This is a genomic window from Pseudooceanicola sp. NS-SX8 (assembly GCF_057380755.1).
Genome location: NZ_CM170819.1, coordinates 2246488 through 2259734, shown reverse-complemented (window position 1 = coordinate 2259734; position 13247 = coordinate 2246488). Strand labels below are relative to the sequence as shown.

Annotated in this window: 9 protein-coding genes; 3 read left to right on the top strand and 6 right to left on the bottom strand. The window is 65.1% G+C overall.

The features are described from left to right. Positions 1 to 11: 11 nt before the first annotated feature. Positions 12 to 995: an aminoglycoside phosphotransferase family protein gene (locus AC2IR1_RS10335; RefSeq protein WP_486476195.1), complete on the top strand. Its 984-nt coding sequence runs from the start codon at positions 12 to 14 to the stop codon at positions 993 to 995. A 128-nt stretch (positions 996 to 1123) separates the two neighbouring features. Then, entirely contained in the window at positions 1124 to 1522 is a 399-nt protein-coding gene (locus AC2IR1_RS10330; RefSeq protein WP_486476194.1) for an RcnB family protein, read from the top strand. Positions 1523 to 1574: 52 nt separating this feature from the next. Here AC2IR1_RS10330 and uvrA read toward each other — a convergent pair whose 3' ends face one another. After that, positions 1575 to 4433 (bottom strand): excinuclease ABC subunit UvrA, encoded by a 2859-nt coding sequence (uvrA, locus tag AC2IR1_RS10325; protein ID WP_486476193.1) that lies wholly within the window; start codon positions 4431 to 4433, stop codon positions 1575 to 1577. A gap of 157 nt (positions 4434 to 4590) precedes the next feature. Here uvrA and AC2IR1_RS10320 point away from each other — a divergent pair, with 157 nt between their 5' ends. Beyond that, the gene (locus tag AC2IR1_RS10320; RefSeq protein ID WP_486476192.1) at positions 4591 to 4950 is read left to right on the top strand and encodes a rhodanese-like domain-containing protein; all 360 of its coding nucleotides are present in this window, start codon (positions 4591 to 4593) and stop codon (positions 4948 to 4950) included. 54 nt (positions 4951 to 5004) lie between these two features. Here the strand turns inward: AC2IR1_RS10320 and lpdA are convergent, their stop codons facing one another. From lpdA to AC2IR1_RS10295, 5 genes are all read right to left on the bottom strand, one after another. Next, complete coding sequence (lpdA, locus tag AC2IR1_RS10315) at positions 5005 to 6399, bottom strand: dihydrolipoyl dehydrogenase (RefSeq protein ID WP_486476191.1); 1395 nt, start codon at positions 6397 to 6399, stop codon at positions 5005 to 5007. A 337-nt stretch (positions 6400 to 6736) separates the two neighbouring features. Beyond that, complete coding sequence (locus AC2IR1_RS10310) at positions 6737 to 7318, bottom strand: DUF924 family protein (protein WP_486476190.1); 582 nt, start codon at positions 7316 to 7318, stop codon at positions 6737 to 6739. A 100-nt stretch (positions 7319 to 7418) separates the two neighbouring features. Further along, positions 7419 to 8687, bottom strand: a complete 1269-nt coding sequence (locus AC2IR1_RS10305) for an MFS transporter (protein ID WP_486476189.1) — start codon at positions 8685 to 8687, stop codon at positions 7419 to 7421. A 72-nt stretch (positions 8688 to 8759) separates the two neighbouring features. Further along, positions 8760 to 9812 (bottom strand): tRNA preQ1(34) S-adenosylmethionine ribosyltransferase-isomerase QueA, encoded by a 1053-nt coding sequence (gene queA, locus AC2IR1_RS10300; RefSeq protein WP_486476188.1) that lies wholly within the window; start codon positions 9810 to 9812, stop codon positions 8760 to 8762. A gap of 107 nt (positions 9813 to 9919) precedes the next feature. Continuing rightward, a complete protein-coding gene (locus AC2IR1_RS10295; RefSeq protein WP_486476187.1) occupies positions 9920 to 13210 on the bottom strand; it encodes a hypothetical protein in 3291 nt (1096 codons plus the stop codon). Between the last annotated feature and the right edge of the window lie 37 nt (positions 13211 to 13247).

Sequence of the window (13247 nt, the reverse complement as noted above, 5' to 3'; positions counted from 1 at the left end):
AAGGGAAGACCATGCTGAAACTGCTCAGCTTCGATCAGGCACTGGCCGAAAGGTGCGGGGCGGAATTCCTGGCCTCTCCTGCTGGGCGCGCCCTTTTGCCCATGGGCGCGAAAACACGACCGGTCTTCCTGCGCATGGACAACGCCCCGGCAGAGGGGCCAGTCCGCTGCGTTCTTCGGATGGCGGTGGATGAAGAGGAAGTGGTGCTGAAGATAGATCAGCGCCCGGCAGCCTTGCAGAACCTGTCAGAGGAGTTCGCGATGCTCCAACGCCTGGATCACGCCTTCGCCGACCATGCGGACCTGGGCGTGGTGACACCGCTTCACATGGGCAGCAACGGAACCTTCTTCGTGACCCGTTTCCAGGCCGGAGACACAGCGTGGGACCGAATACTCGATCCCGAAAAGGTCGCTGAGACCTACACCCTGGCAGGTCGCTGGCTCTCGGCCATGCACCGGGCGGCTCCGCAGCAGGAGGGCAAGTTCTGGCCCCGCTGGGTGTTCGAAAAGCTCGACCAGCTGCGATCGGATCGGCAACCACGGGCCAGCGAGCGCGCCTTCAAGCCCATGATCCGCGCCCTCAGGCGACAGGCAGGACAGTTGCGTGGTCAGCCCGTGCGACGCGGCCTGTGCCACGGCGACTTCCACCCCCGCAACCTGTTGATCGACGGCGTGTCGGCCCATGGCCTGGATTTCGCGAAGGCAGGCCGGAAGATGGCGATCCTCGATCTGACCGACCTGTTTCGCGCCGACATCGAGCGGCCCGACCAGGTGACAGGCACCGACGCCGGCGGCTTGCTGCCCGGCGCGCTGGAGGCGGCTCTGAAAGGCTACGACCTGCCTGTCGAGGAGGAGTTGCTGACCTTCTGCCTGCGCGCCAAGATGTTGATACGCTGGCTCTCGGTCAGCGATAAGCTTTACGAAAAGTCCGACTTTCAGCGCCGCCGTTACGCGGCCCTCGAAACAAGGCTGCACCTGGCATTTGACCGGGCCTGAGCGGATAACCGACCGACCCGCGGAAATGGTTCCCGCTTCACGAAAAAATATTTTCGCGCCGCAGGGCGACAGATCCGGCCGCACTGCGCGTTGAGTCTCCAGTACATCCCGAGACAAGGAGATTTCAAATGATCCGCTCGACCTATACCCGCGTGATTGGCAGCGCGCTTGCAGGCACCCTCGCCCTCGGCCTCGCGGCTTCCCCGGCCTTTGCACAGGGCGGCCCCGGCGCGCCCGGCGGCCCGGGTGAAGTCAAATGCGAACCCAACAAGCCCTGCCCCCAACAGGACCAGCAGGGTCAGCCCGGCCAACGCCCGCAGGTTGGCCGTGATCAGGCTCAGGGCGGCCACAATGGCGGGCATGGCGACATGCAGCAGCTGAGCCAGAACCAGCGAAAGCACCTGCCGGAGCCGCCGAAAGGCCAGGCCTACCGGATGCAGGGTGACAAGGTTGTCCGTGTCGACAGCGACACCGGCGCCGTGATCGCCGTACTGGGCCTGGCAGCGATCCTGCTGGCGAACCAGTAAGGGGCCCGGCCGTCCTTGACCCGGCGACCCGGGAACGTGATGTGGTGGCGGCCTATTCGGCCGCCACTTTCGCATTCTGCAGGATCTCTTTCAGGTAGCGCCCGGTGTGCGAACGACCGACCTCCGCCACGTCTTCCGGCGTGCCTTCGGCCACGACTTCACCGCCGCCATCGCCACCTTCGGGGCCGATGTCGATGATCCAGTCCGCCGTCTTGATGACGTCGAGGTTGTGTTCGATCACCACTACCGTGTTCCCCTGCTCCACCAGTTCATGCAGCACTTCCAGCAGCTTGCGCACGTCTTCGAAGTGCAGGCCGGTGGTCGGTTCATCCAGGATGTAGAGCGTGCGCCCCGTGGACCGGCGGCTGAGTTCCTTGGAAAGCTTGACCCGCTGCGCCTCGCCCCCGGAAAGGGTCGTGGCCTGCTGGCCGACCTTGATATAACCAAGGCCCACGCGCACCAACGCATCCATCTTTTCCCGGATGGAGGGCACCGCCTGGAAGAATTCCTGGGCATCCTCGACCGTCATATCCAAGACGTCGGCGATGGACTTGCCCTTGAACTTGATCTCCAGCGTTTCGCGGTTGTAGCGCGCGCCGCCGCAGGTTTCGCATTCGACATAGACGTCGGGCAGGAAGTGCATCTCGATCTTGATGACACCATCGCCCTGGCAGGCCTCGCAGCGGCCACCCTTGATGTTGAAGCTGAAGCGCCCGGGCTTGTAGCCGCGCGCCTTGGATTCCGGCAGGCCGGCGAACCAGTCGCGGATGGGCGTGAACGCCCCGGTATAGGTCGCCGGGTTCGACCGGGGCGTGCGCCCGATGGGCCGTTGGTCGATGTCGATGACCTTGTCCAGGTGTTCCAGCCCCTTGATGGTTTCGCAGGGTGCGGGGGTCTGGCGGGCACCGTTCAGCCGCATCGAGGCGGTCTTGAACAGGGTCTCGATCGTCAGGGTCGACTTGCCCCCGCCCGAAACGCCCGAAACGCAGACAAACTTGCCCAGAGGGAAGTCCACCGTCACGTCCTTGAGGTTGTTGCCGTTGGCCTTGACCACCTGGATCTTCTTGCCATTGCCCTCGCGCCGGTGGGCGGGCACGGCGATCTCCCGCTTGCCCGAAAGATACTGGCCCGTCATGCTGGCCGGATCCGCCGCGATCTCTTCCGGCGTGCCCTTGGACACGACCTGCCCGCCATGCACCCCGGCGCCCGGCCCGATGTCGAAGACGTAATCGGCCTCGCGAATGGCTTCCTCGTCGTGTTCGACCACCAGCACGGAATTGCCCTGATCGCGCAGGTTCTTCAGCGTCGACAGCAGCCGCCCGTTGTCGCGCTGGTGCAGGCCGATGGAAGGTTCGTCTAGGACGTAGAGCACCCCCGTCAGGCCCGACCCGATCTGGGACGCGAGCCGGATACGCTGGCTTTCCCCGCCCGACAGGGTGCCGGAGGAGCGCGCCAGCGTGAGGTACTCCAGCCCCACGTTGTTCAGGAACCCGAGCCGTTCACGGATCTCCTTCACGATGGGGCGGGCGATTTCGCCCTTCTGCTTGGACAGGCTGTCCGGCGCGGCCTCGATCCAGGCGAGCGCCTCCCGGATGGACTTCTCTACCACCTGGCCGATGTGATGACCTGCGATCTTCACCGCCAGGGCCTCCGGCTTCAGACGGTAGCCGTTGCAGTGCCCGCAGGGGCGGTTGTTCTGGTAACGCTCGAATTCCTCGCGGACCCAGTTGCTGTCGGTCTCTCTATAGCGGCGTTCCATGTTCGGAATGACGCCTTCGAACGCACGGGAGATGTTGTAGACCCGACCACCCTCGTCGTAGCGGAAGGCGATCTCTTCCTCACCCGAGCCACGCAGGAAGACGTTCTGCACCTTCTTCGGCAGATCCTTCCAGCGGGCGTTCTTGTCGAAGCCGTAGTGCTTGGCGATAGCGTCGATGGTCTGCAGGAAATAGGGCGACTTGCCCTTCCGCCAGGGCGCAATGGCACCGTCGGCGACCTTCAGCTGGGCATCGGGCACAACAAGGCGTTCGTCGAAGAAGAGCTCCATCCCCAGGCCATCACAATGCGGGCAGGCACCGTCAGGGGCGTTGAAGGAGAACAGGCGCGGCTCGATCTCAGGGATGGAGAAGCCACTGACGGGACAGGCGAATTTCTCCGAAAACGTGATGCGCTCCGGGTCGCCTTCCTTCGGCGCGGTTTCCAGCACGGCAATCCCGTCCGCCAGGTCAAGCGCAGTGCGGAAACTGTCGGCCAGCCGGGTTTCCATGCCTTCACGCACCACGATCCGGTCGACGACGACGTCGATGTCATGGCGGTACTTCTTGTCCAGGGTCGGCGGCTCGTCGAGCTCGTAGAACTCACCATCCACCTTCACGCGCTGGAAGCCCTGCTTGCGCAGTTCGAGGAATTCCTTGCGATACTCGCCCTTGCGGTCACGGATGATCGGGGCGAGCAGGTAACCGCGCGTCCCCTCCTCCATGCCCATGACCCGGTCGACCATGTCCTGCACCTGCTGCGCCTCGATGGGCAGGCCGGTTGCGGGGCTGTAGGGCGTACCGGACCGGGCGAAGAGCAGGCGCATGTAATCGTAGATCTCTGTCACCGTGCCAACGGTGGAGCGCGGGTTCTTCGAGGTCGTCTTCTGTTCGATGGAGATCGCAGGGGAAAGACCGCTGATGTGGTCCACGTCCGGCTTTTCCATCATGTCGAGGAACTGCCGCGCGTAGGCCGACAGGCTTTCGACGTAACGGCGCTGCCCCTCGGCATAGATCGTGTCGAAGGCGAGAGAGGACTTGCCCGAACCGGACAGCCCGGTGATCACCACCAGCTGATCGCGCGGGATGTCGACATCGACGCCCTTGAGGTTGTGTTCGCGCGCGCCGCGCACCTCGATGAATTTCTGTTCGGCCATGAGTGCCCCCGGGGAGTTCCTGCGCCTAGACATAGAGAGGCCGGGCCGCCTGTCCAAGCGAAAGAAGAGAACATTTCGGAAACATTAACACCCCTACTTCACATTGCCCAGCCAGAACCTATCTCGGATCCGTGAGAAGCGGTGCACGAGGCATGCCATGTTCAATCTCTTCAATCGCGGGACGGGCAAAACCCGCATGACCGCAGCACAGGCCGTGGAGAACCGGGATCGCATCCTGCTGCTGGACGTGCGGGACGGGGGTGAGATTCGGCAGTCGGGCAAGGCCGAAGGCGCCATCTGCATTCCCCTGGCGACGCTTGGTTTCCGCGCCGATCCGCGCCATCCGGAATTCGAACCGCTGCTTTCCCCCGATGCCACCGTTTGCGTCTATTGCGCGGCAGGCGGGCGTGCAGGCTCTGCGAAACAGATCCTTGAACGGCTGGGCTACACCGATGTTCACAACATCGGTGGGCTGCGCAGCTGGGTCCAGGCCGGCGGCAAGGTCGAGCACGGCTGAACGCAAACGGGCCCCCGTGAGGGAGCCCGTCCTGATCTACGCTGACCGATCCGGTCAGATGTGGATCGCGCGACCGTAGGCCTGCAGCACCGATTCATGCAGCATTTCCGATAGGGTCGGGTGCGGGAAGACCGTGTGCATCAGATCCTCTTCGGTGGTTTCCAGCGCCTGGCCAACGACATAGCCCTGGATCAGCTCCGTCACCTCTGCCCCGACCATATGCGCACCCAGAAGTTCGCCGGTCTTCTCGTCGAAGACGGTCTTGATCAGGCCCTCGGCCTCGCCCAGGGCGACGGCCTTGCCGTTGCCGATGAACGGGAACTTGCCGACCTTGACCTTGTAACCCGCTTCCTTGGCCTTCGCCTCGGTCAGGCCGACAGAGGCGACCTGAGGCTGGCAATAGGTGCAGCCGGCAATGGAGTTCGGTTTAATCGGATGGACCTTCTTGCCCGCGGCATGTTCGGCCACCATGACCCCCTCGTGGGAGGCCTTGTGTGCCAGCCAGGGCGCGCCGGCGATGTCGCCGATGGCATAAAGCCCCTCGATGCCGGTGCGGCAGTATTCGTCGGTGACGACATGGGTGCGGTCGACCTTCACGCCCAGGCCTTCAAGCCCGAGATTCTCGACGTTGCCGACGATCCCCACGGCGGAAATCACGGTGTCGAATTCTTCGGTCGTGACCTTGCCGTCATGTTCCAGGTGCGCCGTGACCTTGCCCTTTGCGCGGTCCAGCTTCTTCACCATGGTCTTTTCGAGGATCTTCATCCCCTGCTTGACGAATTGCTTCTTGGCGAAGGCGGAGATTTCCGCATCTTCCACCGGCAACACCCGGTCCATGACTTCGACCACGGTCGTGTCGGCACCCAGGGTGTTGTAGAAGTTGGCAAATTCGATGCCGATGGCACCAGAGCCGATGACCAGCAGTTTCTTCGGCATGCGCACCGGTTTCAGTGCATGGCGATAGGTCCAGACGAGATCGCCGTCGGCTTCCAGCCCCGGCAGTTCCCGCGCGCGGGCGCCGGTGGCGAGCACGATGGTCTTCGCCGTCAGCTCCTCGGTGCCCTTGTCGGTCTTGACCGAAACCTTGCCCTTGGCGGGCAGCGTGGCCTCGCCCATGAACACGGTGACCTTGTTCTTCTTTAGCAGGTGCTTGACCCCGCCCTCCATCTGGGCGGCGACCCCGCGGGAGCGTTTCACCACCGCATCGAGGTCATAGCCCAGGTTTTCCGCCTTGAGGCCGAATTCCTTCGCGCGTTCCATCAGGTGGAAAACCTCGGAGGAGCGCAGGAGCGCCTTGGTCGGAATACAGCCCCAGTTGAGGCAGATCCCACCGAGGTTCTCACGCTCCACCACGGCAACATTCATGCCGAGCTGGGCGGCACGGATCGCGGCGACATACCCGCCGGGTCCTGCCCCGATCACCAGAAAATCGAAAGACTTGGCTGCCATCTGCCCCTCCGCTGCGCCTTAGGATCCAAGATAGTTTGACGTTAAACTATCTCACGAACAGCGACAAGCGCACGAAGCCCCGCATCGACCGGATCGGCTGAAAGGCTGCTATGCGTCCGGGGAAACCCCGTGCCGCCCGTGAAAACCCTAGCGAGACGAGCGCGACTGTCAAATGACGTGCAATTCGGGGCGTTGAAATTTGCCGAAACGTACCGGAACGCAGGGAGGCAAAAGGTGTCTTTCACGGGACATCCTGCACCGCAGGTGTGAACGGAAAATGAAAACGCCGCCCAAGCGGGGCGGCGTTTGCGAAAAAGCGCAGGTCGCGGGTCTGCAATCAGACGGCTGCGGCCTCCAGCGAACGGACGGTTTCGCCGTAGCCCCCGGCCTTGAGATAGGCGCTCTCGGATGCGGAGGAAGACCGCTGCAGCGCTTCGTTCCTGTAGGGGAAGCGACCGAACTGGCGGATCACCTCCCGGTGGGCCTGGGCATGCTTGAGGTTGGCGGCACCCGTTTCCGGCATGCGTTCCAGCATCAGCCGCACGCAGCGATCCTGATCGCAGAGGTTTTCGGAGTGCATCAGCGGCAGGTAGAAGAACTGGCGCGCGGGTTCATCGATCTTCATGTCGAAGCCATGGTCGATGCACAGCTTGGCCGCGGCGATCGCGATCCTGTCGCTGTCAAAGGCCTTGCCCATGCCACGGAACATGTTGCGGGGGAACTGGTCCATCAGGATCAGGTAGGCCAGAGCGCCGCTGGGATAGGTCAGCCAGAGACCGTAGGAACCTTCGCAGGCCCTCGCCCAGCCAGTTCCGAACTTCATCCGGATCTCGTCATCCAGCGCATCGCTGGACTGATACCAGCCCTTGGGCCCGACTTCATCCAACCAGAAGGACAGCACGTCTTCAGGGGCAATCATGGCTAACTCCTCTACTCGCGATTGCGCCGTTTTCATCAGCGTTACAAAGATTACACATTTTGGGAATGACCAATTTTGGCGCAGGCGGAAATGTGAGCGCTCACCCCTGATTTTCCTCATCCTGGGCGTCTTCCGCCGTTTCGTATGCCCATTCCTGCGCCGCTTCGACGGCCACGGAGGTGGCAGACATGAGGACAGGCGCATAGGCGGCACTGTCATCGACGGAGACGACGGAGGCGCGGCGGGTCATGCGGAAGAAGGCATATCCGGCTGTCGCCAGCAGCAGGACGGCGATGAACAGGAAGAACCCGCCGGGCCCGGAGACCGTCATCACCCAGCCTGTCAGAAGCGGGCCACCGATGGCCCCCAGACCGTTGACGAACATCATCCCCGCGCTGCCCGCTGCCATCTGGTCATGATCCAGGATGTCGTTGAGATAGGCGAGCAACAGGGAATAAAGCGGGTTGATCATGCTGCCGATCACCAGCGCAGAGACCAGCAGCGCGACATAGCTGCCGCCGAAAGCCAGACCGATGAGAGCGCCGACACCGCCGACAATCGCTTCCAGCGCGATCAGGAGGCGCCGGTCCATCCGGTCAGAGAGCCAGCCAAGCGGATAGATCGCGATCGTTGCACCGACGTAGAACATGGTGATGAACAGCGAGATCTGCGGCAGGGTGAGCCCGGCCTGTGCACCAAAGACGGCTGCCATGCCGAACTGGGCCGAGAAGGCCCCGCCCACCAGGAAGACCCCGACGATGGACAGCGGAGAGGTCTGGTAAAGTTCGACGAGAGACATCGGCCGGGTGGTGTCGAAGGCCGGCGTGGGCGAGATCGACAGAAGGATCGGCGCGAAGGAGATGGAGACGAGGACCGAGGGCACGATGAAGAGGACGAAGCCCGCAGGATCCCCAAGCAGCAGGATCCCCTGCGCGGCCATGATGCCGATCACCTGGACCAGCGCGTAGAGGGCCAGCGCCTTGCCGCGGTTCTCGTTCGAGGCGGCATTGTTCAGCCAGCTTTCGGCGGTGACATAGACGCCGGAGAAGCAGAAGCCGATGATCATCCGCTCCGCCGTCCAGGCCCAGGGATTGGCCCAGGTCGGATAGAGGATGAGCACGGCGGAGATGAAGGAGGCCAGGGCCGCGAAGACCCGGACGTGACCGACCCGGCGGATCATCTCCGGCGCCAGGCGGGACCCACCGAGGAACCCGGCGAAATAGGCCGACATCACAAGCGACATCTCGAAGGTGGAGAAGCCCTCGATCTGGCCGCGCACACCGAGAAGAGTGCCCTGCAGGCCATTGCCCAGCATCAGCAGCGTCAATCCCAGCAGCAAGGCCCAGGAGGATCCGAGAACCTGAAGCATGCGCGTGTCTCCTCTGGCGGTTCGTGTCGAAGGCGGGCACGGGCAGCAAGGCCCCGGCCCATGGTTTTCATGTCAGGGCTGCGGGATCAACAACGAGGCGTCGCCATAGGAGAAAAAGCGGTATTGTTCCGCAATGGCATGATCGTAGATCCGGCGGACGCGCTCGCTGCCCATCAGGGCCGAGACCAGCATCATCAGCGTCGACTTGGGCAGGTGGAAGTTTGTCATGAGCGCATCTGCCACGGCGAAGGTGAAACCGGGGTAAATGAAGATGTCCGTCTCGCCGGTCCAGGGAGCGATCGCCCCGCTGTCGCGCGCAGCGCTTTCGATCAGGCGCAGGGCCGTCGTGCCGACCGGAATGACGCGCCCACCGGCTGCCTTCGTCTCAGCGATCTGGGCGGCGGCCTCTTCGCTGACCCGCCCCCATTCCGCATGCATGCGGTGTTCCTCGACGTTGTCGACCTTCACCGGCAGGAAAGTGCCCGCTCCGACATGAAGGGTAACGTAGGTGAAGTCGATGCCGCGCGCGCGCAGCCGGTCCAGCAGCAGGTCGTCGAAGTGGAGCGAGGCCGTCGGCGCGGCCACAGCGCCGGTGTTCCGGGCCCAAACCGTCTGATAATCCACCTTGTCCTGCGCATCCGGCGCCCGCAGGGCCGCGATGTAGGGCGGAAGGGGCATCTGCCCGGCCTCTGCCAGGGCCGCATCGAAATCGCCGTCGGCCTCGAACCGCAGGACGCCCTGCCCTTCGGACTTCTCCAGCAGTTCCGCGGACAGGCGATCGGTGAAACGGATCACCTCGCCCTCGCGGATCTTCTTCAACGGCTTGAGAAGCGCCATCCAGCTGCCGTCGGGACGCGGCTCGAGCAGGGTGACCTCGATCTTGGCCTCGGTCTCCCCCTGGGCGGAGCTGCGCGACCGGGTCCCGGTCAGCCGCGCCGGGATCACCTTGGTGTCGTTCAGCACGAGCCGGTCACCCGGCCGCAGGTAGTCGCCGAGGTCGCGCACGATGGCATCCGTGATCGCGTCGCCTTCGGCCACCAGCAGCCGCGCGGAAGAGCGAGGCTTGGCGGGCCGGGTCGCAATCAGCGCCTCGGGGAGGTCGAAATCGAAATCGGAAAGCTGCACGTGTCCTGTCCCGTCTGGTCCGGCGCCCGGCTACACCTTCACCCATCGGGGCGCAATGCAAACCGGCAGCGATCTGCGGGGTGCGACAATCGTTGCGCAAAAGGGTTTCAGCCGCCCTCGTCCACCTCCGGCGCGGGACGGCGGAAGATCTCCCGGAACATGCCGGGGGTGAGGACCGACAGCGGGTTCACCCGGACGGCCGGCGCGCGGGCGGGCCCCTGGACCCGGAAGTTGAACCCGATCAGCCCCTCGCCCTTACGCGTCAGGACGGAGCCGATGCCGTTCAGCAGGTAGAAGGGAGAGAACACCCCCTGCATGTCCAGCTGATCCGAGGCCATGTCGTAGGTCCCGTCCATGGAGATCCCCATTGAGGCGCCGACGGCACTGGATTTCGTCAGCACCAGCGCACCGGGGGTCAGCCGGAAATTCGCCTCGACGTCGGAAAAGAGGATGCCGGGCCCGGACAGCTGTTCCAGCAGCCCGACGATGGACAGGGCGTTGAGCATCTCCGCGATGGCGGGGGCCTGCTGAATGCGGATGTCCCGGATCTTCAGCGTGCCGTCGTAGCTGCCGGTCTCTCCGGTCGGCACCAGATCGAGGTCGAGCGCCCCGCCGAGCCCCTTTTTGAGGAAGCCCGCAGCCGCCAGTGCCGCGCTGGCATCGGCGGCCTGCAGCCCGATGCGGCCGTTGTCGAAACGGCCCGTCACCGGGGCGGCGCCGTTGATCAGGCCGCGGAAATCTCCCCTTGCGCCATTGAGGAATTCTGCCTGCAGACCGGTCACCGTGATGGTGTCGGAAACGCGCAGGCGATCCAGTGACAGGGACAGCGGCCCGCTTTCGCCCTTGGGCAGCTTCGGCATGCGGGTCAGATCGACATCGCCGCCCGTGACCGACACCGCCAGCGGCCGCCCCGCACCACGCGGGCTGAGTTCGGCGGAAATGTCCATCCAGTCACCGGCCTTCAGGCGGCGCAGGGTCAGGGTCTGCAACCCGCCGCCGACGGCGGTCGTCAGGGTGCCGTCCAGCGACAGCCCCGGCGCGTCGAGAGAGAGGTCGTCGATCCGGATGCTGTCCCCCATCTCTCCGCTGGCGCGCAGGGTGCCCGTTCCCTGGCGGGACAGCGACCAGCCAAGCGAGGGGATCGACAGGCCCAGACCGGCAAGGTCGCTTTGCAGTTCGAACCGGGGCGGCTGATCCCGGGCCAGTTCCAGTGCCAGCGCGACCTGGCCTTCGCCGGACAGGGTGCCCGGCGGCAGCGCGAGGTTGAGCGCCTCTGCCACCGCCTCGTTCAGCGTCAGACGGGCCTGCACCCGGGAGGGGCCGGGATCCTTGCCGAAGGCCGTTTGCCAGCCGCCGGAGAAGGGAATGCCATCGAAGCGCCCGTCGCCGGAGATCCGCATCCCCTCCTTGTCCCCGGCAAGGTCCAACCGGCTTGCCTCGATCAGGTGCCCCGGCGCCAGCTGATCGCTGCGCAGATCCGTCAGCTGGCCCGAGAACCGCAGTTGCACGTCCTCCAGCGGGACTTTCTTTTCCAGCGGAAAACGGATCTCTGCCCGCAGGTCCGCCTGCCCCGTGGCCAGGTCCGGCGACTTGCCCGCCTTCGACAGGAAGCGGAACGGCTCCCTGTCGAGAAGCGCCAGGGTATCGCCGACAGCCCCCGACAGCGACAGGTCGAGCACCGCCGCGCCGGGCTTGTGCGTCACGTCGAGCACGGTGAAGGAGGATCCGGCGGCATCGACGCGCCCGCCGTCCGGCAGCCGGACCTCCCCCTGCTCCGCCTGGATGACGAAACGATCCCCGGAGAGGGAGGCATGCCCCCGGGTCCGTTCCATCGGCGGCATGGTCTTCATGAAGTTCACCGTGGCGTCGGCGAAATCGAACCCGAGTTGCAGCCTGGGCTTATGCCCCTCGCTTGCCCGAAGCCCGATCTGCAGGTTGCTGAGCCCGCCTTCGAGGAAGTTCCGCGCGACCCAGTTGCGCGATCCCTTGGCGACCATGGGGGGCCAGAAGCCCAGCACGTCATCGGGAGAGAGCGCCGCGCCCCCCTCTTCCGACGGGAGAAGCCCCCCCTGGAGGCTGACCTCCCAGCCTTTCTCGCCCGCGGTCATCCAGCCGGAGGTTTGCAGGGTCTGGCCCTTCTCGCTCAGCGTCAGCTGGCCCAGGGTCAGCTCGAACGGATCCAGCCGCAGACGCAGGTCGGCGCGGGCGCCGTCCAGCCGCAGGTCGGCGGCAAAGACCTCTCCGGGATTGGCCACGATTTCGGAGGCGGACAGTTGTCCCGTCATTTCCACCCCGCCGTCGGGACCCGTGCCCAGCCGGAAGGCGCCATCCCCCAGCAGGCTAACCGCCGGGCTGTCGAGGGAGAGCTGGCTGAAACGCAGCATCTGGGTTTCGGGATCGAAGGAAAAGTAGCTGCGGGCGCTGTCGAAGGGGATCGGGCGGGCGCCCTCGGCGGGCTGCAGCACGCCCTTGCCGATCTGCAATGTCGCGTGCAGCGGGCCCACGGCCCCATCCTCTTCCAGCTCCAGCCGCAGCGCGCCGGATAGTGGCGCGCGCAGCACCCCGAGCCAGGCCAAGGCGGGGCTTTGGGTCGCGAGGTCCTCTGCCGGGACTTCCTGAACCGACAGGGCGAATTCGCCCGCGCCCGCATCCAGCCGGGTCGTATAGCTTGCCTCGATCAGCGACGCGTAGCTGCGCCCGCCCAGCAGGGAGAAGTCGCCGCGGATCACCAGATCCTGCCGGTCACGGTCCAGCACGATGCGGCCGCCATCCACCGACCAGCTGCGGTCGGCGCGCATGTCGTCGTAGACCAGCGTCAGGCCAAGGCCCTCGATCCGGCGCAGGTAGCGCAATTCCGGGGTGGCAAGCGATTGCTTCAGTTCGGCCAGGACATCCTCGATGCCGCGTTCCTGTCCGGCGGTCCTGTCGGTGGGCATCAGGTCAAAGCTGCCATCGACCTTGCGGCGCAGGCGCAACTGGGCGCCCTCGACGATGATTTCCCGCGGCTCCAGCTGCCCTTTCAGCAGCGGACGCAATGCCAGCCGCGCCGTGGTGTCCTGCAGCACGAGCCGGCTGCGGGTCTGCGGCAGGACCAGGTGCAGGTCCCGCAGGCGCAGGCGGGGCTGCCACTTGTCCTCGAAGACGAGGGAGAGTTCGGAGAAGTCCATTTCCAGGCCCGGGCTCTGCGCCTCTATCCGGGCCTCGATCCGGTCGCGCAGCCAGGGCGGGGCCAGAAGCGGCTGCCCCTGTGTGATCATGCGCAGCAGATTCGCCCCGGCGCCGAGCCCGGCCACCAGCACGATCAGCAACAGCACCCCGAAAACCCGGCGCCGGAGGGAGCGCCTGCGCGGCGCCTCCCTGCCCTCGCGCCCTTCGGGCTCGGCTTCTGGCTTGGTCATCTGTCGTCCCGTCTTGGCGGACCCGTCCCATCGCGGT